We start from the raw sequence: 26,789 nt of genomic DNA, 5'->3' as shown, positions 1-26,789 counted from the left end.
TGAGCAATATTGCGAGTCTCGAGAAGAGGAAGCCGGGCCTGGAGAGCCCGATTCCTCGCCGATTTCCGCGTATGGAATCCGTATGGTTTCGATATGGAAACGATATGGCTAAATGTATGGCACGGGCAGAATGGCGCCCGGCCCGAGTGGAGATCAGAAGCTGGCCGCGAAGCCGGCGAGAAAATCCCGGAGCTGCGCGCGGATCTTCTCATCCTTCAGTTCGCCATCCTCGATGACGGCGCCTGCACGCGACACCATGAGCTTCGCGCCGAACCAGGGCCGGGTGCCGAGCGTGCGCAGGATCGGCAGCCAATGGGCCTGGGCAAGCGTGGTGCCGAACCCGCCCGGAGAGGCCCCGATCACGGCGACCGGCTTTCCCCTGAAGGCCGTGCCGCCCTCACCCCGCGACATCCAGTCGAGCGCATTCTTGAAGACGCCCGGAATGCCATTGTTGTATTCCGGAGTGGCGAGAAGAAGCGCGTCCGCGGTTGCGAGTTGCTGCTGAAGGATCTGCACCGCAGCGGGAAGCCCGTCGCGCGCCTCGTCATCGGCATTGTAGAGCGGCACGTCGGCGATGGAGCCGATCTCGACCGTGACGCCATCTGGGGCGAGGTCCAATGAGGCGCGCAGGAGCGCCGAGTTGAACGAGGCTTTGCGCAAGCTGCCGCTCAGGCCGAGGATCGTTGTCATGCGTTACTCCCTAGTTTCCGCGATTCGTATTTGCCGCTCATGGCGGGCAGTGAAGCAGAGGTTGCGGAACCGGTCAGGCAAAACCTTGGGGATCAGCGAATTGAGTGGCGATGTCAGCCTTTCGTTCACTGCGTCGCAGTGCGCATACCGCAGCCTTGCTGCGAAAGCCCGCGATGCGCCCAAACTCGACGTTGCCAATTGATTGTCGACGCATGACATGAGCGTCCTCGTTCTAACGTCCGTTCTTGGCCGCAAAGGCGCCCGGCGAGAGGCCCTCGTGCCGGACAAAAGCCAGGCCAAATGCGCTGGCGGACCCGTATCCGACCCTCAGGGCGATCTCGGCATTGGTCAGACCACCTTGCCGCAGCAATGTCTTGGCAACCGCCATGCGCCAGTCGGTCGCGTATTCCATCGGTGCGCGGCCGACCTGCCTGCGGAACCGCTCGAAGAAGCCAGAGCGTGACATGCCAGCCGCCTTGGCCAATTCTGAAACCGAAAGCGCGCTGCCCGCTTCGGCGTGAATGCGTTGCAAGGCACCGGCCAGTTGCGGATCCGACAAGCCGCGCAGGAGCCCTGGCGGCAGGGTCGCCGCCGGCCCCGAGCGCAGGGCCTCGATCAGCAGAACCTCCAGCAACCGCTCCAGGATCATCTCACGCCCAGGCCGGTCTGCACGGGTTTCCTCGTGGATCACCGGAACCAGGGCCGTCAGGCGGCTATGCCCCGAGACATGGATCATCTCGGGCAGCAGCGACACGATCAGGTCACTGGCCGGCGTGTCGAAGCGGCAATGCCCGACCAGAGCGCGAACATCGACCGGGGCCTCCGGCACGCCCAGCCGGAAGCGCCCGGGGCCGGTTTCCAGCGGCCTGCGTGGCACATGCGGCGGCGGAGGCACTTCGCTCGACATGGTAAAGCCCTGCAGATAGGGGATCAGCACGAAATCTCCGCCCGACAGCGTGACCGGATCACGCCCGGTGACGTGCAACCGGCACCGCCCTTCGACCATCGCGCAATAGAACGGGCTGGCCATGTCGTGGCGCTCCACCCGCCACGGGCCGCCAGCCTCGACCAGTTTGGATATGGAGACCGCAGGCTTCAGCAAGGTCACGACACTGGAGAGTGGATCTGAAGGGATGTCGAGCATGATTTTGGACTATTGATGAATTTTCATGGATATCTGAATATAGAATGACCGAACACTGCCGTCTATCTCCTCGTCACCGCAGACAAGGAGATCAGAAATGCCCCGTATTCTCATCACAGGATGTTCCTCCGGTTTTGGTCAGGCCATCGCCGCGCGGTTTCTCGATCAGGGCTGGGACGTCATCGCGACGATGAAGCTACCCGCAGGCGCGGACGCCGAAACCTGGTTCCGCGAAGAGGGCCTTGCCCCGGCCTGAGCCACCGACGCGGCCATTCATTTCGAAAGAGAACCTCCCCATGAACAGACTGATCACCCTCTCACGCGACCTGCCGACACCAGAGCCGGAGATCACCGTCGCCTTTACGCCGATCCGGTTGCCAATGCCGGGCCGCCAGCCTCTCGAGTTGCGCCTGACGGCCCCTTCTGCCGGGGTGAACCTGCCCATCGTGATTTTCTCGCATGGTTTCGGTCCCTCGAATTATCTTTCCTCCAAGGACGGCTACGCCCCGCTTGCGCAGTTCTGGGCAGAACGGGGTGTGGCTGTCATCCAGCCGACCCATGCCAGCTCAAGGGTCGGCGGGCTCGACCCCGATTTGCCCGACGGGCCCTTTTTCTGGCGCGAGAGGGTGGCGGAAATGCGCGCCGTCGTCGACCGGCTGGCCGAGGTCGAGCGGCAGGCCCCCGCCGTGGCAGGGCGGCTGGCCCATGACCGGATCGCGGTGGCCGGGCATTCCTTCGGCGGCCTCACCTGTGGACTGCTGCTCGGCGCGCGCCTGAAAGATGAGGATTTTTCCGACCCGCGAATCCGTGCTGGTATCCTGCTCGCGGCTCCGGGCCGCGGCGGCGCGGACCTTACGCCTGAAAACGCGGAGCGATTTCCCTTCTTCGACGTGGATTTCAGTGGAATCGTCGCTCCGACGCTCGTGGTCTGCGGTGCCGAAGACGACCCGCATTTCACGCCCCGTGGCCCCGAATGGCACGCTGATCCCTTCCACGACGCCCCCGGCGCCGAAGCCCTGCTGACGATCAACGGCGTCGGCCATGGCCTGGGTGGAATCGCGGGGTGGGACGCGCGCGAAACCGACGCAGAGAGCCCGGATGCACTGGAGGCCACGCGGCGGCTGACGCTGGCCTGGTTGAGGAGCACATTTGTCGTGGAGCCCGCCGCCTGGGCACATAGCCGGTCCGCACTCAAGGAACGCGCGGCAGCAATCGCCAACATCACCTCAAGAAACGGTTGAAGTTCCGGGGCGGCTTTGCCCTGCATGGCGGCCTCGCGCGACACATGGATCTGTCCAATTCGATGCCGACCGACAGCCCCCGCGCGCAACGGAATTTTTCGATGTCAGCCTTCCGCTTGCCGCTGCAACATGGCTGCGATTGTCGCAAACCGCCCTCTCCGAACCTTCATGGGTTTTGCTGGGAACGAAAGTGGTGAGCCTTTTGTGACCAATGCTACGCGGGACCCGAACGACAGAACTGCGCGGTTCGCCGCCGTTTTGCGAGGCCGAGCCGGCGGCGGACCGGGGGTTGGCGCAAAGCCGTCTGTTCGACACAATTGATGGTGACGACATTGCCTGGATCGGTTGTATGTCCCGACATCGACGATGCGCCAGCCCGCCCGGTCGGGCCGTCGCAGGCACGGCGCCTTCGGCTTGTCCCGTGCCATGGCTTCCCAGCAATGATGGCATGATGGGCCGAGAGCGGCATTTGATTAGACCCGACGACCGGCAGCCTTATCCGCGCTGCCGACTTTGGGGCGACGGCGAATGGCGGCGCGCCGCCCATTCCCAAGGAACGCGTTCGAGCCACAACGACAGCCCCCGCGCAACGGCATTTTTCCATGTCAGCCTTCCGTTCGCTGCGTCGCGGCGCTATGGGGTGGGGAAACCCCTCGACCCGAGACGATTGGACCGCCCTGCCATGGCCGACAGCGCTACCCTGACCGAACCCGAGATCACCGAAGACCTCATCGCGGCGCATGGCCTGAAGCCAGACGAATATCAGCGCATCCTTGATCTGATCGGGCGGACCCCGAGCCTGACCGAGCTCGGCATCTTCTCCGCCATGTGGAACGAGCACTGCTCCTACAAGTCGTCGAAGAAGTGGCTGCGCACTCTGCCCACCACCGGCCCGCAGGTCATCTGCGGCCCCGGCGAGAATGCGGGTGTGGTGGATATCGGTGACGGTCAGGCGCTCGTCTTCAAGATGGAGAGCCACAACCACCCCTCCTACATCGAGCCCTACCAGGGTGCGGCGACGGGCGTGGGCGGCATCCTGCGCGACGTGTTCACCATGGGCGCGCGCCCCATCGCGGCGATGAACGCGCTGTCCTTCGGCGAGCCGGACCACCCCAAGACCCGCAGCCTCGTGCACGGGGTCGTGGCCGGGGTCGGCGGCTACGGCAACTGCTTCGGAGTGCCGACGGTGGGCGGCGAACTGCGCTTCCACGCGGCCTACAACGGCAATTGCCTCGTCAACGCCTTTGCCGCCGGTCTCGCGGATGCGGACAAGATCTTCTACTCGGCGGCTTCGGGTGTGGGCATGCCGGTGGTCTACCTCGGTGCCAAGACCGGCCGTGACGGCGTGGGCGGTGCGACGATGGCATCGGCGGAATTCGACGAGAGCATCGAGGAGAAGCGGCCGACGGTGCAGGTGGGCGACCCCTTCACCGAGAAGCGGCTGATGGAAGCCTGCCTCGAACTGATGACCACCGGTGCGGTCATCTCGATCCAGGACATGGGGGCCGCGGGCCTGACCTGCTCCGCCGTGGAGATGGGCGACAAGGGCAATCTCGGCATCCGGCTCGATCTGGAGCGGGTGCCGGTGCGCGAAGAGGCGATGAGCGCCTACGAGATGATGCTGTCCGAGAGCCAGGAGCGGATGCTCATGGTTCTGCGCCCGGAAAAGGAAGCGGAGGCGCGCGCCGTCTTCGACAAGTGGGATCTCGATTTCGCCATCGTCGGCGAGACCATTCCCGAGGACCGGTTCCTTGTCGTGATGAACGGCGAGGTGAAAGCCGATCTGCCCCTCAAGGCGCTGTCGGGTGAAGCCCCGGAATACGACCGGCCCTGGGTGCAGCCGCCGCCGGCCCCGGCACTTGGCGACGTGCCGGACATCGACCCGGCCGACGCGCTCCTGAAATTGATGGGCAGCGCCAATCTCGGCAAGCGGGACTGGGTCTGGGAACAATACGACACGATGGTGATGGCCGATACCGCCCAGCCGCCGGGCTGCGATGCGGGGATCGTGCGCGTCCATGGCACGGGCAAGGCCATCGCCTTCACCGCGGACGTGACGCCGCGCTACTGCCGTGCCAATCCGGTTCAGGGCGGGATGCAGGCGGTGGCAGAAGCCTACCGCAACCTTTCGGCGACCGGTGCGCTGCCGCTCGCGACGACCGACAATCTCAACTTCGGCAACCCGGAGAAACCCGAGATCATGGGGCAGTTCGTCGGCTGCATCCAGGGGATCGGTGCGGCCTGCGCCGCGCTCGACATGCCGATCGTCTCTGGCAACGTGAGCCTCTACAACGAGACAGACGGAACTGCGATATTGCCTACGCCGACAATTGGCGCCGTGGGCCTGCTCAATTCGCTGCATGATGCCATTCCCATGGCGCCGGGCGACGGTGACAAGCTCTACCTCCTCGGGAAATGCGAAGGTCATCTCGGGCAGAGCGCACTGCTTGCCGAGCTTTTCGGCCGCGAGGACGGCGATGCGCCGCGCGTCGACCTGATGGCCGAACGCACGGCAGGCGTGTTCATCCGCAAGGCAAAGTCGGTCGGGCTGGTATCGGCCGCGCATGACCTCTCGGATGGCGGGCTCGCGGTTGCGGCCGCCGAGATGGCACTGGCCTCTGGGCACGGGATCACGATTCGCGACGAGCCGAGCCTCACATCTGCGGGCTGGTTCTTCGGCGAGGATCAGGGGCGCTATCTGATTGCCTGCCGGCCCGGGAAGGCCGCGGAACTTGAAGCCGCGGCCCAAGCCTCCGATGTGCCGTTCGCACCGGTCGGGGAATGCGGCGGCGCGGACATCCGGCTGGGCAAGAGCACGGTTGCGCTCGATGTGCTTCGCGAAACGCACGGCTCGGCCCTCACCAAACTGCTCGGGTAGCCCTTGCGGCGGCAGCGGCCGGGTTTTACCTTTGGGACAATAAGGATATTTGCGGGAGCAAACCAATGGCCATGGAAGCGGCGGATATCGAACACCTGATACGCGAGGCCTTTCCGACGGCGAAGATCGAGATCACCGATCTTGCGGGTGACGGCGATCACTACGCAGCCACCGTAACGGCGGAAGAATTCCGCGGCCTCAACAGGGTCAAGCAGCATCAGATGGTCTATGCTGCGCTCAAGGGAAAGATGGATGGATCGCAGGGCGAGCTACATGCGCTGGCCCTGACGACCAAGGCACCGGAGTAGGAACTTATGACTGACACAGCCCACGAGGCAATCAAGGCCGATATCGACGCCAATGATGTCGTGCTTTTCATGAAGGGCACGAAAACCGCGCCGCAATGCGGCTTCTCCCATCGCGTGGCCGGGGTGCTGCGCTATCTCGAAGTCGACTTCAAGGACGTCAACGTGCTGGCGGACGAAGGCCTGCGCAGCGGGATCAAGTCGTTTTCCGACTGGCCGACGATCCCGCAGCTCTACGTCAAGGGCGAATTCGTCGGTGGCTGCGACATCATCACCGAGATGACCCTGTCGGGCGAACTGGATTCGCTTCTGGCGACCAAGGGCGTCGCCTTCAACAAGGAAGCCGCGGACAAGATCCGCGAAGCCAACACGGCAGACAGCTGAGCCTCTGCGAGGCGCCCGGCCCTTCCCGAACGGGGCCGGGATGCCACATCGCTCAGACCTTGCCGGTCTCCACTTTCGTGGCAAGTTCGTGGAGATCGTCGAGCACCTTCGACAACAGGTCCACGGCAATTTCGTTCTCGGCGCGAAGCTGCTCGGCATCCTCGCTGCCCTGGTAACGCTCGGACGCATTCTCGGCCTTCAGGACATTCGCCGCCAGCATCGCGGCCTTGGCCTCGGCGATTCGAATGCGCTCTTCGGCTTCGCGCAGCTTCTCCTCGGTATCGGCCAACTGCCGGCGTTCGTTCGCCGTCGTGTCCGCCATCATCAGACCCGCCAGCAGCAGCATCCGCTTCTCGGTCGAGGCCGAGGCGTTCTCCGGGATCTGCTGGGCCTGGGTGTCGAGGAGCGCGGCTGCGGCCTCGAGCGACTTCTCCTGCCCCTCATCGCAGGCCACTTCGTAGACGCGGCCACCGATTTCGAGAATGAGTTCCGGCACTTCAGGCCTCCTCGATCAGGGGTTTCAGCTGGGAGATGAGCTGGTCGAGCGCAGCGACATCCTTGTCGCGCTTGGCCCGGATGCTCACAAGCTCCTCGAGGAGCTTGGCCTTGTCATTCTCCAGCGAGGCCACCCTCTGGCGCAACTGTTCGGCCTCCGGGGCTTCTCCCGCCGGTGCCCGCGTTGCAATCGCTTCCCGGAGCCGATCCAGGGCGCGGGCAAATTGTATCTCGAGTTGATTCACTTGACCCATGCGTGCTCTTCCGAAACGTCGGGTTCCAGTTTTAGGCAGGCATTCCGGACAATGCAATCAGCCCACGGGATGTTTCGTGGGATTTCATTGCCCTTACGCGAAAAACCGGAACCGCCGCCCTGCGGCTTTGCCGATTTCGGCACCCGACCGCGCACGCGTCGCGGGAAGCTCACCCATCGGATGCAAACAGCCAGCGAAATCGCCTTGACCCTTCCTTTCTTGCTGTTATCAGTGCGCCCGAATGCCGGTTGCGTGCCGCTTACGGGTACGAACCGCAACAATTTGGGGGGCAAAACCTTGGATATCTCCGATCTGCGCAACCTTCACGCCGCGCATTGGGAAAAGGCCGCTGCCCTTCGGGTTCTCGCGATGGATGCCGTCCAGCAGGCGAATTCCGGTCATCCGGGAATGCCGATGGGAATGGCGGACGTCGCAACCGTCCTGTTCGAGAAGCACCTGAAGTTCGATGCGAGCGCGCCGCACTGGGCCGATCGCGACCGCTTCATCCTTTCCGCCGGTCACGGCTCCATGCTGCTTTACGGCCTGCTCTACCTGAGCGGCTACGAGGACATGAGCCTCGAGGATCTGCGCAATTTCCGCCAGCTCGGCTCGAAATGCGCCGGTCACCCCGAATTCGGCCATGCCACCGGCATCGAGACCACGACCGGTCCGCTGGGTCAGGGCCTTGCAACCGCGGTCGGTTTCGCGATGGCCGAGGAGGCGCTCGCCGCACGTTTCAGCCGCAAGGTCGTCGATCACCATACCTATGTGATCGCGGGCGACGGCTGCCTGATGGAGGGCATCAGCCAGGAGGCCATCGGCCTTGCCGGGCGCCAGAAGCTCTCCCGCCTCATCGTGCTCTGGGACAACAACGGCATCTCGATCGACGGAAAGGTCCTGCTCTCCGACATCACGGACCAGGGCGCACGTTTCGCCGCATCCGGCTGGTCCGTGCATTCGTGCAACGGTCACGATCCAGAGGATATCGACCGCGCCATCACCGAAGCGAAGGCCAGCGACCTGCCCGCACTGATCGATTGCCGCACCCATATCGGCTTCGGGGCACCGAACAAGCAGGACACCAAGGGCGCGCATGGCTCGCCGCTCGGTCTGGACGAAATCGAGAAGGTCCGCGAAATCTACGGTTGGACGCACCCGCCCTTCGAGATTCCGGCAGAAATTCTCTCCGCCTGGCGCGCCATCGGTTCGCGTGGACGCGATGCCCGTTCAGACTGGGAAACGCGGCTTGAAAAGCTGCCCGCGCGCAAGAAGGCCGAATTCGAGCGTTGCCTCTCCGGAACGACACCCTCGAAGCTCGTCAAGGCGCTGACCGATTTCCGCAAGACGCAGGTCGAGGCCGCCCCGAAGATCGCGACGCGCGCGGCTTCGGAGAAGGTTCTCGAGGTGGTCAACGACCTGCTGCCCGAAACCATCGGTGGTTCTGCGGACCTGACCGGTTCCAACAATACGCTGACGAAGGGCCTTGCCATCTTCGACGCGGAGAACCGCGACGGGCGTTACGTCCACTACGGCATCCGTGAGCATGGCATGGCGGCCGCCATGAACGGGATCGCGCTGCATGGCGGCATGATCCCCTATGGCGGAACATTCCTTGTCTTCAGCGACTATGCACGCGGCGCGATCCGGCTCTCGTCCCTGATGAAGCAGCGCGTGGTCTACGTCCTGACGCACGATTCGATCGGCCTCGGTGAAGATGGGCCGACACACCAGCCGGTGGAGCACCTCGCGGCTCTTCGCGCCATGCCCGACCTCAACGTTTTCCGCCCCGCGGATATCGTCGAAACGGCGGAAGCCTGGGAGTGCGCGCTGACGGGCCCGAAACTGCCGTCTGTGCTCGCTCTTTCCCGCCAGGGACTTCCAATGCTGCGGGCCGCCCACGGCCGGAACAACCTTTCCGCTCGGGGCGCCTATACGCTCGCGGACGCGGACGGCAAGCGCCGTGCGATCATTCTTGCCTCCGGCTCGGAGATCTCCGTGGCCATGGGCGCGCGCGACATCCTTCAGGCAAAGGGGATCGGAACGCGCGTGGTTTCCATGCCCTGCTGGGAGCTCTTCGAAGCGCAGGACGAGAAGTACCGCCGCAGCGTTCTGCCCTCCGGGCCGGTGCGCGTCGGGGTGGAAGCCGGAATCCGCATGGGCTGGGACCGCTGGCTGCTCGGCGAACGCGGTTCGGAGAAGAAGGCGGATTTCGTCGGGATGGACGGTTTCGGTGCCTCCGGCCCTGCCCCAGAACTTTTCAAGCATTTCGGAATCACACCGGAAGCGGTTGCGGAGAAGGTGGAGAACCTGCTGTAACAGTCCGGGCGTGACGGGATGAATTCAACCGAACGGTGAGGAAACGCATGGCCTGGAAGACACTCGACGATATGGATCTCTCAGGGAAGGTTGTGTTGACGCGAGTCGACATCAACGTCCCCGTCGACAACGGAAAGGTCACCGACGCGACCCGCATCGAGCGGATTGCTCCCACGATCAAGGACATCCTGGCGAAGGGCGGCAAGCCCGTCCTTCTCGCCCATTTCGGACGCCCAAAGGGCAAGGTCGTGCCGGAAATGTCGTTGCGGGTCACGCTGCCCTCGCTCGAGGAAACCTTCGGACACAAGGTCGAGTTCGTCGAGACCCCGAACCGCGATGCGCTCGACGCACTGCCCCAGGACAGCATCGTGCTGGTGGAGAACACCCGCTTCTCCCCGGGCGAGGAGAAGAACGATCCGGAAATGGCGAAGTTTCTTGCCAGCCTCGGAGATGTCTACTGCAATGACGCGTTCTCGGCCGCGCACCGGGCGCACGCCTCGACCGAAGGTGTGGCGAAGCTGCTGCCCTCCTGCGCCGGGCGCCTGATGCAGGCCGAGCTGGAGGCGCTGGAAAAGGCGCTGGGCCAGCCGGAACGTCCGGTCGTCGCGGTTGTGGGCGGCGCCAAGGTTTCCACCAAGCTCGAATTGCTGGGAAACCTGATCGAACGGGTCGATACGGTCGTGATCGGCGGCGGGATGGCCAACACCTTCCTCGCGGCTCAGGGCATCGACGTTGGCAAGTCGCTCTGCGAGCACGACATGACCTCCACGGCCAAGGAGATCATGGACAGGAGCGAAGCTGCCAATTGCACGATCCTGCTTCCGACCGATGTGGTGGTGGCCAAGGAATTCAAGGCAGAGGCGCCGCACGAGATCGTAGCGGCCAATGCCTGCCCGCCGGATGCGATGATTCTCGATGCAGGGCCGGCCACGATCGCCCAGATCGCCGTGGTCTTCGAGGCCGCGAAAACGATCGTCTGGAACGGTCCTCTCGGAGCCTTCGAGATCAAGCCTTTCAATGCAGCGACCGATGCCGCCGCGCGGCGGGCAGCCGCACTTACCAAGGCGGGCCGGGTTCTCTCGGTTGCCGGTGGGGGCGATACGGTTGCGGCCCTCAACACCAGCGGGGCTGCGGAAGACTTCACCTATGTCTCCACCGCGGGTGGTGCATTTTTGGAATGGCTGGAAGGCAAGACGTTGCCCGGCGTGGCCGCGCTCGACCAGTCTTGAGCAGATTGTCATTGTTTAAGTGAAGGAACGATCATGCAGGCGACAGCTGAAGTAAAGAAGATCCTGAGCTACTACGAAGGCGAGAATCCGGGCGTCAAGGGCAAGCTCTGCCAGATGCTGATGACCGGTAAGCTTGCCGGCACGGGCAAGATGATCATCCTGCCGGTCGACCAGGGCTTCGAGCACGGCCCTGCGCGCAGCTTCGCCCCAAATCCGGCCGGCTATGATCCGCACTACCACTACCAGCTTGCCATCGATGCGGGCCTCAACGCCTACGCAGCCCCGCTCGGTCCGCTCGAAGCGGGGGCAGACACCTTCGCCGGCCAGATCCCGACGATCCTCAAGGTGAACTCGGCGAACTCGCTGATGTCCGGCACCGCGGCGAAGAACCAGGCAGTGACCGCTTCCGTCGATGATGCGCTGCGTCTCGGCTGTTCCGCGATCGGTTTCACCGTCTACCCCGGCTCCGACGCCATGTTCGACATGTTCGAAGAGATCGTCGAGATGCGCAAGGAAGCGGCCTCCAAGGGCATCGCGACCGTGATCTGGTCCTACCCGCGCGGTGAAGGCGTGACCAAGGAAGGCGAGACGGCGGTGGATGTCGGGGCCTATGCCGCTCATATCGCGGCCCTGCTCGGCGCGCATATCATCAAGATCAAGCTTTCCACCGATCACCTGATGCAGCCGGAGTGCCAGAAGGTCTATTCCGAGCAGAGCATCGATATCGCGTCTCTCGCGGCGCGCGTGAAGCACTGCGTGCAGGCCTCCTTCGACGGCCGCCGGATCATCGTCTTCTCGGGTGGCGCATCGAAGGGTTCGGATGCGGTCTACGACGACGCCCGCGCAATCCTCGCCGGCGGCGGCAATGGCTCGATCATCGGTCGCAACAGCTTCCAGCGCTCCCGCGAAGACGCGCTCGATCTGCTCGGCAAGCTGACCGACATCTATCTCGGCAAGGCCTGATCGGGACCTGCAAGGTCCGATGATAATGAACCGGGGCCGTTGTGCCCCGGTTTCGCAAACCCGGTGCCACGAAGGGGAAGCAATCTGCGCTTCCGAGGAGCATCTGATGTTCGCCCAGATGCCGCCCATATCTTTCACGCCCGCCCGTCTCTTCCATTTTCATGCGATTCTTTCGCGGAACCAGACCGCATTGCCAGAGTTAACCGTGCAACGGAACGGCAAGCGGAGATGGCATGGCAGAGGCAGCAGCGACACGTGGCAGGGACGCATCGAGCCCAAGTGAGATCCCCTGGCTTGGCTGGCGGGACATCCTCATTCGGGTCTGGCAGAGCCTGAACACCGATCATGTGTCGGTCGTTTCGGCGGGTGTCGCCTTCTATACGCTCCTCTCGATCTTCCCGGCAATCGGTGCGCTCGTCTCGATCGCGGGTCTTTTCATGGAACCTGCGCTGGTTGAAGAACAGCTCTCCAGCATCCTTTCGATCCTACCGGAAAACGCCGCCGGGATCATCCAGGCACAGGCACAGCAGATTGCCGCCCAGCCCAGCAGCGGTCTGGGGATTGCGGCGCTGATCGCACTGTCGATTTCCGTCTACGGCGCGTCCAAGAGTGTTCGCACCCTGATGGAAGGGATGAACATCGCCTACCACGAGGAGGAGAAGCGGGGCATTGTCCGGCTCTATCTCGTCTCGATCGCGCTCACCTTCCTGCTGACCATCAGTGCGGTCATCGCGCTCGCGGCAACCGTTGCCCTGCCTGCGCTGATCGACAATCTCGGCCTGTCAAATCTTCTGGTCGGTATCGTGGGATGGATCCGCTGGCCGATCCTCGCGATTCTCACCATCTGGGGCCTCGCGGTGCTCTACCGTTTCGGGCCGTCGCGCGAGTCGCCGCAATGGCGGTGGGTCACCTGGGGTTCGGTGGTCGCGACGCTGCTGTGGATTGCGGGATCGATCGCCTTCTCACTCTACGTGCGCAACTTCGGCACATACAACGAATCCTACGGGGCGCTCGGAGGGGTGATCATTCTACTGACGTGGCTCTGGCTTTCGGCTTTCATCGTGCTGCTTGGAGCCGAGATCAACTCGGAGATGGAACACCAGACCTCTCTCGACACCACGACGGGGCATGACAAACCGATGGGTGAGCGTGGAGCGGTTGTCGCCGACAAGATTGGCAGCGTGCCGTGAGCCTCCGGCCCCACGTGTCGGGTATTCCTTTCTTCAGGCAAATCTGCGAGGGTATCGGAAAATACAAGAAATGATGGTACCGAGGCATGGAAAAGGGCACAGAAACGCGGCCGCTCAGCGCCGGAAGCGCAGTCTTCGCGATCGTCTTCATCGGCTTCATCTGCTACCTGACCTACACGGGCTTGCAGGGGAACTACGGGCTCTTTCGATTGATCGAGATCGAGGCGCAGGAGAATCGGCTCGAAACCGAACTGGCCGAAATCCGCGCCGAGAGAGCTTTGGCCGAGAACAAGGTGCGCCGGTTGTCGGTAGAAAGTCTCGATCTCGAGTTGCTCGACGAGCAATCGCGCAAGGTTCTCAGCCTGGGGCGCGAAGACGAGATCATCATCCCCTGAGAGCGGCGCAACAGTTCGAAAGCATCCGGGCTGTGCGCAATGATTGACCGCAATTCTTGCCGCGATCCGCGCAGCATTGTTCCCCTACTCCCGTTTGGACAGGCTTTCCTAAAACGCAACCCCCACTTTCTTGCCGATTGATCCCGTATCCTGCGTCAAGGGGTTTTCATACGGTTGATATTCAGTATAATCCGGAATGGTTCAACGTTAAACCATTTCGAGGGGGAACGCATGGCGACGGGCAAACGCACGGGAAAACCCAACGCGTCTAAGGAAGAACTCGAGACGTACTACCGGGAAATGCTGCTGATCCGGCGTTTCGAGGAAAAGGCCGGACAGCTTTACGGCATGGGCCAGATCGGCGGCTTCTGCCACCTCTACATCGGTCAGGAAGCTGTTGTTGTCGGCCTCGAGTCGACCGCCAAGGATGGCGATCAGCGGGTCACCACATATCGCGATCACGGCCACATGCTGGCTTGCGGCATGGACCCCAAGGGCGTGATGGCAGAGCTCACCGGCCGCGAAGGAGGCTACTCCAAGGGCAAGGGCGGCTCGATGCACATGTTCTCCAAGGAGAAGGATTTCTACGGCGGCCACGGCATCGTGGGCGCAAGCGTGCCGATCGGTGCGGGCCTTGCCTACGCGAACAAGTATCGGGGCAATGACAATGTCAGCTTCAACTATTTCGGCGATGGCGCGGCCAACCAGGGTCAGGTCTACGAGACCTTCAACATGGCGTCACTCTGGAAGCTGCCCTGCATCTTCGTGATCGAGAACAACCAGTATGCCATGGGCACCTCGCTCGCCCGCGCCTCCTCGACGCCTGCGCTCTACACGCGCGGCGAAGCCTTCGGCATCCCCGGTGAGGCGGTTGACGGCATGGATGTGCTCGCGGTGCGTGATGCCGGACAGAAGGCGGTGGATCACTGCCGTGCGGGCGAAGGCCCCTACATCCTCGAAATGAACACCTACCGATACCGGGGACACTCCATGTCGGACCCGGCGAAATACCGCACCCGTGAAGAGGTCCAGAAGATGCGCGAGGAGCGCGACCCGATAGATCATGTCCGCGACCTGCTGGTATCTGCCGGGCTGGCGAGCGAAGACGACCTGAAGGCGATCGACAAGGAAATCAAGGGCGTCATCAACGAATCCGCCAAGTTCGCGCAGGAAAGCCCGGAGCCGGCCGAAGCCGAGCTCTGGACGGACGTGTATCGCTGAGGGGGGATTGATTAGACATGGCTACACAAATTCTGATGCCGGCGCTCTCTCCGACGATGGAAGAGGGCACACTCGCAAACTGGCTCAAAAAGGAAGGCGACACGATCACCTCGGGTGACATCATCGCCGAGATCGAAACCGACAAGGCGACGATGGAGTTCGAGGCCGTCGATGAAGGCGTGCTCGGCAAGATCCTCGTCGAGGAAGGGACGGCGGGCGTTAAGGTCAACACGCCGATCGCGGTACTGCTCGAAGAGGGCGAAGATGCATCCGCCGCGGAGGAACTGGCTTCGGGCGGTGGTGAAGAGGCAGCTGCGCCCGCGGAGGAATCCGCATCCGAGACATCGTCGGGCAAGGCCGGCGAAGGCCTCGAGCCCGAGGGCCCCGGCGCGCAGCCCAAGGCCGCCCCGAACATCGACACCCCGCCCGCTCCGGAAGTGCCTGAAGGCACGACCTACAAGAGCCAGACCGTGCGCGAAGCTTTGCGCGACGCGATGGCCGAGGAGATGCGTCGCGACGGTGACGTGCTTCTGATGGGTGAGGAGGTTGCCGAATACCAGGGCGCCTACAAGATCACGCAAGGTCTGCTCGACGAGTTCGGTGCGAAGCGCGTCATCGACACGCCGATCACCGAGCACGGGTTTGCCGGGCTTGCAGTTGGCATGGCCTTCGCCGGGCTCCGCCCGATCGTGGAGTTCATGACCTTCAACTTCGCGCTTCAGGCCATCGACCACATCATCAACTCGGCCGCCAAGACGCTCTACATGTCGGGCGGTCAGATGGGTGCGCCGATGGTGTTCCGCGGCCCGAACGGCGCTGCGGCGCGCGTTGCGGCTCAGCACAGCCACGACTTCGCCACCACCTATGCTCAGGTTCCGGGCCTTAAGGTCGTTCAGCCTTACTCGGCGGCTGACGCCAAGGGTCTGCTGAAGGCTGCGATCCGCGATCCGAACCCGGTGGTCTTCCTGGAGAACGAGATTCTCTATGGCCGCACCTTCGAAGTTCCAGATCTCGAAGATTTCACCCTGCCGATCGGCAAGGCACGCATTGCGAAGCCGGGCACGGATGTGACCATCGTGAGCTTCGGCATCGGCATGACCTACGCCATGACCGCCGCCGAGGAACTCGAGAAGGACGGCATCTCCGCAGAGGTGATCGACCTGCGCTCCCTGCGTCCGCTCGACACCGAAACGGTGATCAATTCGGTGAAGAAGACCAATCGCTGCGTGACGGTCGAGGAAGGCTTCCCGGTCTGCTCCATCGGCAGCCACATCTCGTCGGTTCTGATGACCGAGGCTTTCGACTGGCTCGATGCGCCCGTGCTGAACTGCACCGGCAAGGACGTGCCGATGCCCTATGCCGCGAACCTCGAGAAGCTGGCGCTGGTGACCACGCCCGAAGTGATCGCCGCCGTCAAGGCCGTGACCTACCGCTGAGGAGAGAGCAATGCCTGTCAATATCCTGATGCCCGCGCTCTCCCCCACCATGGAGGAGGGCACCCTCGCCAAGTGGCTGAAGAAGGAGGGGGATACGATCTCCTCCGGAGACATCATCGCCGAGATCGAAACCGACAAGGCGACGATGGAGTTCGAAGCGGTCGATGAAGGCACGCTCGGCAAGATCCTCATCGACGAGGGGACCGCCGGCGTGAAGGTCAACGAACCGATCGCGGTGCTGCTCGAAGAGGGTGAAAGCGCGGATGACATCCCGGCCGATGCCGGGTCCGGCGGAGGCGGCGACAGCGATGCTGCGCCCGAGGCGGCTTCTGCGCCGGCACCTGAGGCAGCACCCGCTGCCGCTGCTGCGGCAACCCCTGCACCGGCGGCCCCTTCGTCCTCTTCCGGCGATCGCATCTTCGCCTCGCCGCTCGCGCGCCGGATTGCGGCCGAGAAGGGTCTTGATCTGACGAAGGTCAAGGGCAGCGGGCCGCATGGTCGGATCGTCAAGGCCGATGTCGAGAGTGCGAAGCCCGAGGCTGCAGCGCCAGCCAAGAAGGACGCTCCTGCCGCGGCAGCACCGGCTCCGGCAACGCCTGCCTCTCCCAATGCCGATGCGATCAAGAAGATGTATACCGATCGCAACTACGAGGAAGTCACCCTCGACGGTATGCGGAAGACCATCGCGGCGCGGCTTACCGAAGCGAAGCAGACCATCCCCCACTTCTACCTGCGCCGCGAGATTCGTCTCGATGCGCTGCTCAAATTCCGGAGCCAGCTCAACAAGGAACTGGAAGAGCGCGGGGTCAAGCTCTCGGTCAACGACTTCATCATCAAGGCCTCGGCGCTGGCCCTGACACAGGTTCCGGACTGCAATGCGGTCTGGGCGGGTGACCGGGTCCTCAAGTTCGAACGCGCCGACGTCGCGGTGGCTGTGGCCATTGAAGGCGGTCTCTTCACTCCGGTGATCCGGGACGCGGACGTCAAGACGATGTCGGCCATCTCGGCGGAAATGAAGGATCTGGCGAAGCGTGCCCGCGATCGCAAGCTCGCGCCGCACGAATACCAGGGCGGCAGCTTTGCGGTCTCCAACCTCGGGATGATGGGCGTCGAGAACTTCGATGCGGTGATCAACCCGCCGCACGCCTCGATCCTCGCGGTGGGCGCCGGCGTGAAGAAGCCGATCGTCAATGCCGAGGGCGAGGTCGAGGTTGCGACCATGATGTCGGTGACACTTTCCGTCGATCACCGTGTCATCGATGGCGCGCTCGGCGCGGAGTGGCTCGACAAGCTCAAGACTTCGCTCGAGAAGCCGCTCACCATGCTGACCTGATAGTCTATCACGGCGCGCTGCCTCACGCGCGGCGCGCCGAACACCCCTTCATAATTCCAATGGGCCACGCTGTTCGTGGCGTGTTGGCACATCCAATACATTTCAGAAAATCCAGAGCTGTTTGGGCTCGAAAAGCTTTTGAAACCTTCTCGCTCCCGGTTAGATTCGTGCCGGTAGCGCCTTCCACCTTCACGGGTGCCATGGCTTCGAATGAAACCTTGGCGATATTGCGGTGAAGACTGGCAGGCATGATTGATTTTGTAACCCTTTTGGCGGATCAAGTTCCGGCACAAGAACCGGCTCTCCATCCGTTCAGTCTTTCAAGGAGTAGTTAGATGTCACAGGCGATCGTCCCCGTCATCCTCTGCGGGGGCTCCGGCACTCGGCTCTGGCCCCTGTCGCGCAAGAGCTACCCCAAGCAATTCGGCCGCATTCTGGGCGAGAAGAGCCTGTTTCAGCAGACGGTCGAGCGGTTTCCCGATCCCGACTTCGCTGCACCCATCATCGTCACGAATTCCGAGTTCCGCTTCATCGCGACAGAGCAGATGGCCGGTATCGGTCGCGCAGCCGGCGCGGTGCTGATCGAACCAGACGGGCGCAACACGGGGCCCGCCGTGCTTGCCGCGGCGTTGAAGGCTGCGGAGCTTCACCCCGACGGGATCTTGCTCGTCTGTCCCTCGGACCATGCCATTCCGGACAGTGCGGCTTTCCGGGAAACGGCGCTTTCGGGTCTCGAGTCCGCCAAGGAGGGCAATCTCGTCACCTTCGGTATCGCCCCGAGCCGCCCGGAGACGGGATACGGCTATCTCGAGTTGCACGATCCGCTCGACATGGATGCCGCCCCCAAGCCGGTCTCGCTCAAGAATTTTGTCGAGAAGCCGGATCTTGCCACCGCGGAGGCCATGCTGGCCGGCGGCAGGCATCTGTGGAACAGCGGGATTTTCCTCTTTTCGGTTCCAGCCGTGATCAGGGCCTTCGAAACGCATCAACCCGAGATGACGGTAGCGGTGCGCGCCGCGGTCGCGCAGGCACAGGCCGACCTGAACTTCCTGCGGCTCGATCCGGAGGCATGGTCCCGCGCGCCGTCGAACTCCATCGACTACGCGATCATGGAGAAATCCTCCAACCTCGCCGTTGTGCCTTTTGCGGCGGAATGGTCGGATCTGGGATCGTGGGATGCGATTTCCCGCGCAATGGGCCCGGATGAAACCGGCGTCGCCCTTGGCGGAGACGCACATGCGATCGATTGCGAGAATACGCTTCTTCGCTCGGAATCCGACGATCAGACCGTGATCGGGATCGGGCTCAAGAACATCGTTGCCGTTGCCATGCACGATGCCGTGCTGGTGGCCGATATCACGGAAGGCCAGCGGGTCAAGGAAGCGGTCGATCTCCTCAAGACCAAGGGACGCAAGCAAGCCACGGAGTTTCCGCGCTACCATCGCCCCTGGGGCTGGTACGAGACGCTTTCGCTCGGCTCCCGTTTCCAGGTCAAGCGGATCATGGTCCATCCTGGCGGCCAGCTTTCGTTGCAATCCCACGTGCACCGGTCCGAACACTGGGTCGTGGTTCAAGGCGCGGCCCGCGTGACGAATGCTGCCACCGAGACCCCTGCGCCCGAGGATGTGCACCTGCTGACTGAGAACCAGTCGATCTACATCCCCGTGGGCAACGTCCACCGGCTGGAGAACCCGGGCAAGGTCGATCTGCACCTCATCGAGGTCCAGTCCGGTCCCTATCTCGGTGAGGACGACATCATCCGGTACGAAGACGTCTACGCACGCACCTGAGCCTCAGCTTGCACACCTCGAGGACCCGCCCTTTGGCGGGTCCTCTGCTCTTGTAAACATGGTGTCTCGGCAGATTACATCTCGTGCAGGACCGTGATGTCGCGGATCTCGCCGTTGATGCCGGCAAGCGATCCCTTCTCGGTCGCCATGCCTGATTCCAGATCGACCGTGTAGAGAGTGTTGCCGTTCACCAGCCAACCGGTGTTCTCCAGCTCCGCGCTGGTTTCGATGTCGAAGGCATAGGTCTCCGAAGGCGCATCAAGGCCGAGCTTGCCGATGGCTGCAAGAGTGCCGTCGTTGGGCGAGGTCTGCTGGATCAGCGCGATGATCGTGGAATCGATGTCATACATCGCTGTGCCTTCCGGCTTGCCGTAGCTGTTGATATAAGCTGCCGCGACAATTGCAGGAGCTTCTCCGGCGTGCATGTCGTTCCCCTCGAAGGCGAGACTGCCATCGACTGTGACTGCGCCCGTATCGACATCGACCCGGTGATTGGTGGTCCCGGTCATGAACCGCAGCTTGTCGGCCATCGGATTGAAGTCGACGATCACCGGCATGTCCGAGACAGGAAGCGGCGTGTCCATCCGGGACATTTCCCGTGCGGTCTGGCCCTCGATATCAAGCTCAAGGACCCTGAAATCCTCGGTCACTCCAACGAGGGTGCCATCCGCAGGCCGCATGTCGATGCCCAGCAGCCGTTCGACGCCCAGGAGCTCGGTCGCGCCCGAAACCTCGAGCGTTTCGGTGTCGAACATCACAAGGGTCTTGTCGCCCACAAGCCCAATGGCGGGAGCGGCAGCGGAAGCCGATACCGAGAGTGCCAACGCGGCGGTCGAGAATGCTGCAATACGAAGCATGTCGGTGTCCTTTCTTTCAACCAATCAACGAGGCGGCCTGATCGGCCGGTCTCGCATCGGTTACCCGCAGCGCTTCGCGATCGGATGCAGGGATCACGAACACGTGAGAAAGGAGCACTGCCCCCTGCCCTTTGATTGTCCGGGAGATCACAGATCGAGGCAGGGGCCAAGGGCTGCGCGCAAGCTCCGGCTTGATCCCGCGAGCGAGATCGTCTCGACCACCGAGCCCCCATAGGCAACATCTACCGACTGATCCGCCCCGGCGAGACGTGCGGCAAGAGACGATCCGGAAAGGTCGATGACGAAGGCATCGCCGGCGGTTTCCTCGAAATGGGCCTGTGCCTCGACCACACCGGAGGAAAAGCCAAAGCCAACCCAAAGCTCGTCCTGCGCCGGCCGCTCGGCGAACCTCAGAACGAGAAACGGCATATCCTGGAGACAGAAGGCACCCAGAGACTGAAGGTTGCCGGAGGCGATACCAAGGGCCACCGGACGCCCATCCGCGGATTGGCGCAGCGTCCAGCCCGGTTCGGCAGGCAGGCGTGGCAGGGCTTCTGGCGGAGGCCTTTTCTCGGGGCGCCTTGGTGCCGGCATCACGACGGGCCCGGCTTCGGGCGTTTCACCCGCAAAGTGCCAGGTCTGCGTGCAGACGGACGAAGAAAGACCGGCGCCCGCGCAGGCCTGGCCTCCCTTGATGACCTGCACGCTTGGCAGGGCAACTGCTGGCCGTAGAAGATCATAGGACATTCCACGGCCAAGCGGGATCTGCTGGTATTCTCCATTGGGACGCGAGAGCCAGACCGAAATTTCGCATCCGAAAGAACCACAGCCCGGGCCGCCCGCACCACCGCATTCGATCTTGCCGAAATCGAGGATGTAGTCGGGCAAGGCATCGCCGTTCAGGTCCACGGTTGTCTCGTAGCCTTCGCGGATCTGGCCTTCCTCGCCCCGAACGTCGCAGAGCGCGAGCGCGGATTCTGTGGCTTCGAACACGACCGGCGGCGGGTCCGCCAAGGTCTGAGTGGCGAAAGCCAGATACCCGCTGCACAGCACCCTCCCGAGCCATCGCATGGCGAGAGGCAGGGTCAGGCCTCCAATGTCATGCCCGCGCATCATGGGTCAGTTTTGGCTGATCTGAAGCCAGGCAATCGCCAAGGCGACGATGAGGCCAAGCACGACGGCAATCGCGATCTTGCCCGGCGACCAGGGTCGCTCTCCCTCGACCGCACCCGTCCGCGCATTGACCACGAACCGGTAGCTCTTGCCCCGGTAGCGATAGGCCGCCATCCAGACGGGCAGGAGCACGTGCTTGAAAGTCAGCCGGCCCACATCCGTTTCAAGCCGGGTGATCTTCTGCCGATCCCCACCGATATCCCGACGCACATCCTGAGTGATGACCGAATTCATGATCGCCCGCGCGTCTTCGTAGCCCTCCTGAACGGAACGCCCGTAGGCTTCGGCACGAAACCCTGCCAGATACCGCGGATCGTAGCGCAGGAGGGCCGACAGGTCCCACGGGGCGATGGCATCAACAAAGCGTTTTGGGAGGCTGGTCGTTCCGGGCACCAGAACATCGTCGAAATCTCGCGCCACGCGGCCGCTCGCGGGTCGCCACCGGACCTCAGATGTCGTCACGTTCTGCATCCGCCGCTTGCCCTTCACCATCACCGGAACGCGTTTCGTCTTGTGATGGACCGTGCCGCGCTGGCCGGTGTAGCGTGAGCGCGTTTCGGCGTCATAGGTCCAGTAGGGCACATAGATGCCGTCGAGCGCCCGTTCGGCGCTGGCGTATTTCTTGAGGTCGGAGGGTGCAAACCAGAGGCGTCCGAGCCATTTGCGTAACGCCTGTCGCGCCTCCTCCTCGGCTATGAGAAAGGGCAGTTGGCCCTGGGGCTTGATGTGTCTGTTTGCCCCCGTGTCGGTCACGAGGGGAGAGGCACAGAACGGGCAGGTTTCGGCATGAACGCCCGCGGCGAACTCCACTTCCGCGCCACAACTGCCGCAGCGCGCCGTGCGTGTTTCCTCAAGGTCTTCTTCGGAGATCCCGCCCTTCTCGGCGCTGCGCAGGTCGAGTTCGCGAAGTGCGCCTCGCGGTGCCTGGATCGGCTCTGCATGGCCGCAGTGGTCGCAGGCAAGATTGTCCGTGCCGGGGGCGAAACGCAGGTCCGCGCCGCAGGCCGGGCACGGAAAGCGATGCTCTTCGAGGGGCACATTCTCGATCGTCGCCATTTCCTTGGCCCACGGATTATCCATGGCAGGTCACCCCCGGACAGCCCACGAACAGCGGACAGGTCAGGTGGGCGTGCACGGGTTCTGCATGGCCTCTGCCCAGGTTCCGGCTGGTCATGCAAGCGGGGGTGGCGGGGGAACCTGCGCGAAAACCGGCGCAAGCTCGGCCACCTCTCCGGCATGGATCCAGCCCGCGCTTCCGGGCGTCCAGACATAGGTTTCCCGCGTGAAGCTGCCCTCGGCGGCCATCTTCTCGAGTTGCAGCTGGGTGAAGGGCCCCTTGGACGCGCCGCCCTCCGCCAGATGCCAGCGCGGTTCGGCCGCGGGGGGTGGTGGCGGCGCAGGCGTGCCGGCCTGTGCCGCCGGAGCCGGAGCAGAGCCCCAGGGACCGGACTTGGCCATGCGCTCGGCCATCGCCATGCCCATTCCCATGCCCATTCCCGCGGCCATGCCCCCGCCCCCACCGGGGTTCTCGGCGGATTTTGTCATCGCTTCGGCGGCGGCAAAATCGGTATAGCGCCGCAGATCGCCGGCGAAGGAGGCGGAGCTGCGCTTGTCGAGCGCAGCCTCAACCTCGGAGGGCAGCGAGATGTTTTCGATCATGAAGGCCGGAAGTTCGAGACCGTAGGCCTCGACCATGGGCGCGATCTTCTCATGGACCAGCTTCGCGAGATCGAGCGTGTTCGCCGCCATGTCGAGCACGGGAATGCCGGAGGATGCAATGATCTGGCTGAAATGGGTGACGATGATATTGCGGATCTGGAACGAGATTTCCTCGGTGGTGAACTCGCCATCGGTTCCGACGATCTCGGTCATGAAGCGACCCGGATCGGCCACCCGCATGGTGTATGTGCCGAAAGCGCGCAGCCGCACCGGGCCGAACTCCGGATCGCGGCACATGATGGGATTGCGCGTGCCCCATTTCAGGTCCGTGAAGCGGCGCAGGTTGACGAAATAGATCTCAGACTTGAACGGGCTCGAGAAGCCGTGATCCCAGTGCTGAAGCGAGGTCAGGATCGGCATGTTGTTGGTCTCGAGCTGGTAGAGACCGGACGTGAAGACATCCGCGAGCTGGCCCTCGTGGACGAAAACCGCCGCCTGTCCCTCGCGCACCGTCAGCTTCGCGCCGTATTTGATCGCATTGTCCCGCCGCTGGAACCGCCAGACGATGGTGTCGCGAGTATCATCCGTCCATTCGATGACATCGATGAATTCACCGCGAAGAAAATTGAAGAGGGCCATGCGTTCACCTGCTCGGCTCGTGGATCGGTCGGCTTCGTCGGGACGCCGTCGCCATGCGCCCCGGCACGACTATAGGGCCTTGTTTCCGGCTCCGCCACGACTTGCGACATGCCTTCTGGGTTAACGCGACCGACACCTCAGGTCAGGCGATGGAGCTTGTCATAGCCGCGCCAGAAGAAGATATGCGAGAGCGGCAGCGTCCAGAGCAGCGTAGCCGCGATGGCGATCTTCTCGATGATCCCGTCATACGCGGTGGGTGCCATCAGGAATGCCGCGGCAAAGCTCAGCCAGATCACCGCGCTCGCGACGAAGAGCCAGCCATATGTTCGCGAAATCCCCGCCGCACCCTTTGCGGTCAGGAGCGGCCCCGCGGTGTAGAGCGGGCCCAGAAAGAAGGTGAGCTTGGTGTGTACCGTCATGCCGGTTGCCTCGTCACCCACGTTGTGGAACTCGTCCCAGAGACCGAGCAGAACCACGAACAGGGCAAGAAAGCACAGACAGAAGATGCCGAGTGACCAGGCCATCCGACCGAGATGGACATGGGCCGCCCCGATCGCGAGGCCGAGGAGGCCGGCGGCACTGACGTAGAACCCGAGGTCCATGATCCACTTGTGCGGCCCGCGTGCCAGATCGCTCACCGTGTCCGCGATGAAGTCGTGTTCGGCGATCGGCCATGACACGAGAAGCGTGACAAGCGGGGTGAGTGAGCCGATGAAGCCGACAATGCCGCAGAACAAGAGGAGTTCGGGCCGTTCGTCGGCGACCACCTCGGCGCTGCTGTGTCTGGCGCCCGGGGCCTCGAACATCGCAATCTCCTCTCGTCGGGTATTGGTCGGCCCCTGCCCGGCTTTCGGGGCTTCGGGAAGGTCAGATAGCGCCAGATGCTGAGAGGTCCATCGTTCGTTGCACCTGCCCGATAGCGCCGGCGCGAAACAGGTCTAGCTGCTGCCTGCCGTCTGTGCCGCGCGTTCCTCTTGCATCGCATCCTGCGCCACGGCGGGCAGCAAGGGTCGCGCTTCCTCGGCCGTCATTCCCGGTTCGAGGCGGGGATCATAGAGCATGCGAAGCAGAATTTCGTCATGCTCGGTCAGGAGAGCGAACTCCAGGCTGTCATTGAACAGCGACGGCCGTGCATCGGGACTGTCATTCGGCAGCCCCATCGCCTGAGCCATCTCCTCGTGGACGCAGGAAAGCTTCGTGAGCGGCGGGTGTTCCGCGCGGATCAGGATCAGCACAGCGGCATAGAGCGCCGGTTGGTCCGGGTTGCTGAACGCATAGGCGGTACAGAACGTATCGAGCTGGGTTTCAGCAATTGCACTGGTGACCGCAGGCGAAAAACTCGGGAAGCGCGCCGCAACCTCACGACCGAAAGCCTGCTGCTCGGAGTTGTTCATGAACAGCACGAGAAAGTTGACATCCGGGCCGTTGGCCAGCGCCATGTCCACCCCGGTCAACCTTGACAGCCTGTTGGTGAACGCGGCCACATTGGCCCGGTCCCGGGCGGCCTCCTCTGGAAGGACAGACGGACCGGTCATCACCGCAACCCGCACAGGCTGCTCCCAACGCCGCAGGTAGGCCGGTGTTTCCGATTGCAGGAAACGCCCATCCACATCGACATACTCGTCGTAGAGCGCGATCCGCTCGAAATTCCGCACAAGATCGTCAACCGAGTAAGGCGCATCGATCGGGGCCACATCCCGTCGCATCCGCCCCGTCGAGGTCAACTGCCCCTCGACATCGGCATAGAGAGCAGAGAGCGCGTCCGTTCCCTGCTCTGGTGGCTCCGCCAGATCTTCCGGCGCAGCAGTCAGAGAAGGATCGGACGGAAGGTTGCGCGATCCACCGAAGGTGCAGGCATCCAGGAAAGAGACGCAGCCGAGCAGGCAGGCCGCGCGCACCCCAGCACGGAGGTAGGGGGAGCGAATGCAGGCCGGTTTTCTTGAACCGGAAGCAATACCTGCCGAGCCTTCCCCCATCCGTATCCTTACTTCTAGCCGTTCACACCAGAAACAGTATCACCAAGCCCGGTGGCCTTGGATTTGGCCGCGGCCAGGGTCTGTTTCAGTTCGCCCTCCATGCGGACGAGCGACTGTTCCGCCTCGGCACGCTTCGCCTTGCCCTCATCCGCGATCCGGAGTGAGTCCTCAATAGTCGCGATGAGATCTGCATTCGCCTTTTCAACCGCTGTGATATCGAAGACACCCCGCTCGAGTTCGGTCCGGATCTCGGCATTTGCTTCGCGCAGGTTCTTTGCATTGGCGGTGAGAAGTTCGTTGGTCAGATCGTTCGCGGCCCGTACGTCCTGCGCGGCCTTGCGGGAGCGGTGGATGGTCACCGCCTGCGCAAGCTGGGTTTCCCAAAGCGGCACCGTGTTCACGAGCGTCGAATGGATCTTGTTCACGAGGCTCTTGTCGTTCTCCTGAACGAGCCGAATCGAGGGCAGAGACTGCATCGTCACCTGCCGCGTGAGCTTCAGATCGTGAACCCGGCGTTCCAGATCGTCGCGCGCCGCACGCAGGTCCCTGAGTTCCTGCGCCTTCAGAACGCCTTCCTGTTCAGGCGCGGCCTGAACCTCGGCTTCCTTGGCCGGAATCTCGGTCTCGTCCAGTTCCGCGACCCGCTGCTCGCCCGCCGCGATATAGAGAGCCAGTTCGTCGTAGAATTCGAGGGTCTTCTCGTAGAGCTTGTCGAGCGCCTTCACATCCTTGAGCAACGTGTGTTCATGGGTGAGCAGGTTTTCGGTGATGCGGTCGATCTGCACCTGCACGCTCTCGTATCGCGCCATGAACTCGGCCATCGGCTTTGCCTTGCCGGTCAGCCGCTCCCACCAGCTTTGCTTGCGGTTGGGATCGAGTTCCTTGACCGAGAACCCGCGAAGCGACGTGACCATTTCACGCAGGGAATCGCCTGCAGGCCCGACGTCCTTGTTGCGCACGTCGCTGAGCATCTGCTGGCTGATGGATTGCAGGTCGGTCTGAGCGGCGGATCCGAACCGGATGATCGACTGGGTATTCGAGAGGTCGATCTCCGATTTCAGGCATTCAACTCTTGATTGAATTGCAGGGTCCAGCGTGTCGGCGGGAACAATCTCCGCCTTCGGTTCGGGCAATGCCACGGCACCCAGCGCATCGACTTCCTCTTGCGCCGCTGCGGCCTTTGCCCGGATATCCTCAGCCATCTGCATTTCTCCTGGTTGA

At 63.1% G+C, this 26,789-nt stretch carries 25 protein-coding genes; 14 read left to right on the top strand and 11 right to left on the bottom strand.

Going from position 1 to position 26,789, the window contains the following annotated elements:
• Positions 1–153: 153 nt before the first annotated feature.
• The gene (locus tag ACP15W_RS06545; RefSeq protein ID WP_424932049.1) at positions 154–690 is read right to left on the bottom strand and encodes an NADPH-dependent FMN reductase; all 537 of its coding nucleotides are present in this window, start codon (positions 688–690) and stop codon (positions 154–156) included.
• Positions 691–922: 232 nt separating this feature from the next.
• Positions 923–1,834: an AraC family transcriptional regulator gene (locus ACP15W_RS06540; RefSeq protein ID WP_424932048.1), complete on the bottom strand. Its 912-nt coding sequence runs from the start codon at positions 1,832–1,834 to the stop codon at positions 923–925.
• 97 nt (positions 1,835–1,931) lie between these two features.
• On the opposite strand from ACP15W_RS06540, the gene ACP15W_RS06535 reads away from it, so the two are divergent.
• The 5 genes from ACP15W_RS06535 (at position 1,932) to grxD (ending at position 6,642) form a co-directional block, all read left to right on the top strand.
• Complete coding sequence (locus ACP15W_RS06535; RefSeq protein ID WP_424932047.1) at positions 1,932–2,090, top strand: hypothetical protein; 159 nt, start codon at positions 1,932–1,934, stop codon at positions 2,088–2,090.
• A 40-nt stretch (positions 2,091–2,130) separates the two neighbouring features.
• Positions 2,131–3,075 carry an alpha/beta hydrolase family protein gene (locus tag ACP15W_RS06530; RefSeq protein ID WP_424932046.1) on the top strand — a complete coding sequence of 315 codons (945 nt, stop codon included), beginning with the start codon at positions 2,131–2,133 and terminating at the stop codon, positions 3,073–3,075.
• A gap of 700 nt (positions 3,076–3,775) precedes the next feature.
• Positions 3,776–5,953: a phosphoribosylformylglycinamidine synthase subunit PurL gene (gene purL, locus ACP15W_RS06525; protein WP_424932289.1), complete on the top strand. Its 2,178-nt coding sequence runs from the start codon at positions 3,776–3,778 to the stop codon at positions 5,951–5,953.
• A gap of 65 nt (positions 5,954–6,018) precedes the next feature.
• Positions 6,019–6,261, top strand: coding sequence for a BolA/IbaG family iron-sulfur metabolism protein (locus tag ACP15W_RS06520; protein WP_424932045.1), 243 nt, complete (start codon positions 6,019–6,021; stop codon positions 6,259–6,261).
• Positions 6,262–6,267: 6 nt separating this feature from the next.
• On the top strand, positions 6,268–6,642 hold the full coding sequence (gene grxD / locus ACP15W_RS06515) for a Grx4 family monothiol glutaredoxin (protein ID WP_424932044.1): 375 nt from the start codon (positions 6,268–6,270) through the stop codon (positions 6,640–6,642).
• Between the two features lie 52 nt (positions 6,643–6,694).
• Here the strand turns inward: grxD and ACP15W_RS06510 are convergent, their stop codons facing one another.
• Complete coding sequence (locus tag ACP15W_RS06510) at positions 6,695–7,138, bottom strand: cell division protein ZapA (RefSeq protein WP_424932043.1); 444 nt, start codon at positions 7,136–7,138, stop codon at positions 6,695–6,697.
• A 1-nt stretch (position 7,139) separates the two neighbouring features.
• Positions 7,140–7,391 (bottom strand): hypothetical protein, encoded by a 252-nt coding sequence (locus tag ACP15W_RS06505; protein ID WP_424932042.1) that lies wholly within the window; start codon positions 7,389–7,391, stop codon positions 7,140–7,142.
• Positions 7,392–7,688: 297 nt separating this feature from the next.
• On the opposite strand from ACP15W_RS06505, the gene tkt reads away from it, so the two are divergent.
• From tkt to ACP15W_RS06460, 9 genes are all read left to right on the top strand, one after another.
• Entirely contained in the window at positions 7,689–9,707 is a 2,019-nt protein-coding gene (gene tkt / locus ACP15W_RS06500) for a transketolase (RefSeq protein ID WP_424932041.1), read from the top strand.
• Between the two features lie 47 nt (positions 9,708–9,754).
• Positions 9,755–10,936 carry a phosphoglycerate kinase gene (locus tag ACP15W_RS06495; protein WP_424932040.1) on the top strand — a complete coding sequence of 394 codons (1,182 nt, stop codon included), beginning with the start codon at positions 9,755–9,757 and terminating at the stop codon, positions 10,934–10,936.
• A gap of 33 nt (positions 10,937–10,969) precedes the next feature.
• The gene (locus ACP15W_RS06490) at positions 10,970–11,899 is read left to right on the top strand and encodes a class I fructose-bisphosphate aldolase (protein ID WP_424932039.1); all 930 of its coding nucleotides are present in this window, start codon (positions 10,970–10,972) and stop codon (positions 11,897–11,899) included.
• A gap of 233 nt (positions 11,900–12,132) precedes the next feature.
• Positions 12,133–13,089 carry a YihY/virulence factor BrkB family protein gene (locus ACP15W_RS06485; RefSeq protein ID WP_424932038.1) on the top strand — a complete coding sequence of 319 codons (957 nt, stop codon included), beginning with the start codon at positions 12,133–12,135 and terminating at the stop codon, positions 13,087–13,089.
• 86 nt (positions 13,090–13,175) lie between these two features.
• Complete coding sequence (locus ACP15W_RS06480; RefSeq protein ID WP_424932037.1) at positions 13,176–13,484, top strand: FtsB family cell division protein; 309 nt, start codon at positions 13,176–13,178, stop codon at positions 13,482–13,484.
• A 231-nt stretch (positions 13,485–13,715) separates the two neighbouring features.
• Positions 13,716–14,705, top strand: a complete 990-nt coding sequence (gene pdhA / locus ACP15W_RS06475; protein ID WP_424932036.1) for a pyruvate dehydrogenase (acetyl-transferring) E1 component subunit alpha — start codon at positions 13,716–13,718, stop codon at positions 14,703–14,705.
• 17 nt (positions 14,706–14,722) lie between these two features.
• The gene (locus ACP15W_RS06470; protein WP_424932035.1) at positions 14,723–16,141 is read left to right on the top strand and encodes a pyruvate dehydrogenase complex E1 component subunit beta; all 1,419 of its coding nucleotides are present in this window, start codon (positions 14,723–14,725) and stop codon (positions 16,139–16,141) included.
• A 10-nt stretch (positions 16,142–16,151) separates the two neighbouring features.
• Complete coding sequence (locus ACP15W_RS06465; protein ID WP_424932034.1) at positions 16,152–17,474, top strand: pyruvate dehydrogenase complex dihydrolipoamide acetyltransferase; 1,323 nt, start codon at positions 16,152–16,154, stop codon at positions 17,472–17,474.
• A 335-nt stretch (positions 17,475–17,809) separates the two neighbouring features.
• The gene (locus ACP15W_RS06460) at positions 17,810–19,264 is read left to right on the top strand and encodes a mannose-1-phosphate guanylyltransferase/mannose-6-phosphate isomerase (RefSeq protein ID WP_424932033.1); all 1,455 of its coding nucleotides are present in this window, start codon (positions 17,810–17,812) and stop codon (positions 19,262–19,264) included.
• A 74-nt stretch (positions 19,265–19,338) separates the two neighbouring features.
• Here ACP15W_RS06460 and ACP15W_RS06455 read toward each other — a convergent pair whose 3' ends face one another.
• The 7 genes from ACP15W_RS06455 to ACP15W_RS06425 all read right to left on the bottom strand — a co-directional run bounded on the left by ACP15W_RS06455 (position 19,339) and on the right by ACP15W_RS06425 (position 26,770).
• Positions 19,339–20,121 carry a DUF4394 domain-containing protein gene (locus ACP15W_RS06455; RefSeq protein ID WP_424932032.1) on the bottom strand — a complete coding sequence of 261 codons (783 nt, stop codon included), beginning with the start codon at positions 20,119–20,121 and terminating at the stop codon, positions 19,339–19,341.
• Positions 20,122–20,268: 147 nt separating this feature from the next.
• Entirely contained in the window at positions 20,269–21,237 is a 969-nt protein-coding gene (locus ACP15W_RS06450; RefSeq protein ID WP_424932031.1) for a hypothetical protein, read from the bottom strand.
• A gap of 3 nt (positions 21,238–21,240) precedes the next feature.
• Positions 21,241–22,374 (bottom strand): primosomal protein N' (replication factor Y) - superfamily II helicase, encoded by a 1,134-nt coding sequence (locus ACP15W_RS06445; protein ID WP_424932030.1) that lies wholly within the window; start codon positions 22,372–22,374, stop codon positions 21,241–21,243.
• Between the two features lie 90 nt (positions 22,375–22,464).
• Positions 22,465–23,592, bottom strand: coding sequence for an SPFH domain-containing protein (locus tag ACP15W_RS06440; RefSeq protein WP_424932029.1), 1,128 nt, complete (start codon positions 23,590–23,592; stop codon positions 22,465–22,467).
• A 137-nt stretch (positions 23,593–23,729) separates the two neighbouring features.
• A complete protein-coding gene (locus tag ACP15W_RS06435; RefSeq protein WP_424932028.1) occupies positions 23,730–24,398 on the bottom strand; it encodes a DUF998 domain-containing protein in 669 nt (222 codons plus the stop codon).
• Positions 24,399–24,530: 132 nt separating this feature from the next.
• Positions 24,531–25,568, bottom strand: coding sequence for a DUF2927 domain-containing protein (locus ACP15W_RS06430; RefSeq protein WP_424932027.1), 1,038 nt, complete (start codon positions 25,566–25,568; stop codon positions 24,531–24,533).
• A gap of 14 nt (positions 25,569–25,582) precedes the next feature.
• Entirely contained in the window at positions 25,583–26,770 is a 1,188-nt protein-coding gene (locus ACP15W_RS06425) for a toxic anion resistance protein (RefSeq protein ID WP_424932026.1), read from the bottom strand.
• Positions 26,771–26,789: the final 19 nt, after the last annotated feature.

Origin of the sequence: Amaricoccus macauensis (assembly GCF_049800915.1) — a bacterium.
GTDB classification, from domain to species: Bacteria; Pseudomonadota; Alphaproteobacteria; order Rhodobacterales; family Rhodobacteraceae; genus Amaricoccus; species Amaricoccus macauensis_A.
The sequence above is the reverse complement of the archived record's forward strand: the minus strand, read 5'-3'. Positions and strand labels throughout refer to the sequence as shown.

What these genes read in the sequence shown, in the direction of transcription:
- ACP15W_RS06450 (WP_424932031.1), bottom strand. Translation starts at nt 21,237, where the DNA reads ATGATGCGCGGGCATGACATTGGAGGCCTGACCCTGCCTCTCGCCATG.
- ACP15W_RS06485 (WP_424932038.1), top strand. Translation starts at nt 12,133, where the DNA reads ATGGCAGAGGCAGCAGCGACACGTGGCAGGGACGCATCGAGCCCAAGT.
- ACP15W_RS06460 (WP_424932033.1), top strand. Translation starts at nt 17,810, where the DNA reads ATGTCACAGGCGATCGTCCCCGTCATCCTCTGCGGGGGCTCCGGCACT.
- grxD (WP_424932044.1), top strand. Translation starts at nt 6,268, where the DNA reads ATGACTGACACAGCCCACGAGGCAATCAAGGCCGATATCGACGCCAAT.
- ACP15W_RS06540 (WP_424932048.1), bottom strand. Translation starts at nt 1,834, where the DNA reads ATGCTCGACATCCCTTCAGATCCACTCTCCAGTGTCGTGACCTTGCTG.
- ACP15W_RS06425 (WP_424932026.1), bottom strand. Translation starts at nt 26,770, where the DNA reads ATGGCTGAGGATATCCGGGCAAAGGCCGCAGCGGCGCAAGAGGAAGTC.
- ACP15W_RS06520 (WP_424932045.1), top strand. Translation starts at nt 6,019, where the DNA reads ATGGCCATGGAAGCGGCGGATATCGAACACCTGATACGCGAGGCCTTT.
- ACP15W_RS06470 (WP_424932035.1), top strand. Translation starts at nt 14,723, where the DNA reads ATGGCTACACAAATTCTGATGCCGGCGCTCTCTCCGACGATGGAAGAG.
- ACP15W_RS06545 (WP_424932049.1), bottom strand. Translation starts at nt 690, where the DNA reads ATGACAACGATCCTCGGCCTGAGCGGCAGCTTGCGCAAAGCCTCGTTC.
- ACP15W_RS06480 (WP_424932037.1), top strand. Translation starts at nt 13,176, where the DNA reads ATGGAAAAGGGCACAGAAACGCGGCCGCTCAGCGCCGGAAGCGCAGTC.
- ACP15W_RS06435 (WP_424932028.1), bottom strand. Translation starts at nt 24,398, where the DNA reads ATGTTCGAGGCCCCGGGCGCCAGACACAGCAGCGCCGAGGTGGTCGCC.
- pdhA (WP_424932036.1), top strand. Translation starts at nt 13,716, where the DNA reads ATGGCGACGGGCAAACGCACGGGAAAACCCAACGCGTCTAAGGAAGAA.
- ACP15W_RS06535 (WP_424932047.1), top strand. Translation starts at nt 1,932, where the DNA reads ATGCCCCGTATTCTCATCACAGGATGTTCCTCCGGTTTTGGTCAGGCC.
- ACP15W_RS06430 (WP_424932027.1), bottom strand. Translation starts at nt 25,568, where the DNA reads ATGGGGGAAGGCTCGGCAGGTATTGCTTCCGGTTCAAGAAAACCGGCC.
- ACP15W_RS06490 (WP_424932039.1), top strand. Translation starts at nt 10,970, where the DNA reads ATGCAGGCGACAGCTGAAGTAAAGAAGATCCTGAGCTACTACGAAGGC.
- ACP15W_RS06495 (WP_424932040.1), top strand. Translation starts at nt 9,755, where the DNA reads ATGGCCTGGAAGACACTCGACGATATGGATCTCTCAGGGAAGGTTGTG.
- ACP15W_RS06505 (WP_424932042.1), bottom strand. Translation starts at nt 7,391, where the DNA reads ATGGGTCAAGTGAATCAACTCGAGATACAATTTGCCCGCGCCCTGGAT.
- ACP15W_RS06465 (WP_424932034.1), top strand. Translation starts at nt 16,152, where the DNA reads ATGCCTGTCAATATCCTGATGCCCGCGCTCTCCCCCACCATGGAGGAG.
- ACP15W_RS06455 (WP_424932032.1), bottom strand. Translation starts at nt 20,121, where the DNA reads ATGCTTCGTATTGCAGCATTCTCGACCGCCGCGTTGGCACTCTCGGTA.
- ACP15W_RS06530 (WP_424932046.1), top strand. Translation starts at nt 2,131, where the DNA reads ATGAACAGACTGATCACCCTCTCACGCGACCTGCCGACACCAGAGCCG.
- ACP15W_RS06440 (WP_424932029.1), bottom strand. Translation starts at nt 23,592, where the DNA reads ATGGCCCTCTTCAATTTTCTTCGCGGTGAATTCATCGATGTCATCGAA.
- ACP15W_RS06445 (WP_424932030.1), bottom strand. Translation starts at nt 22,374, where the DNA reads ATGGATAATCCGTGGGCCAAGGAAATGGCGACGATCGAGAATGTGCCC.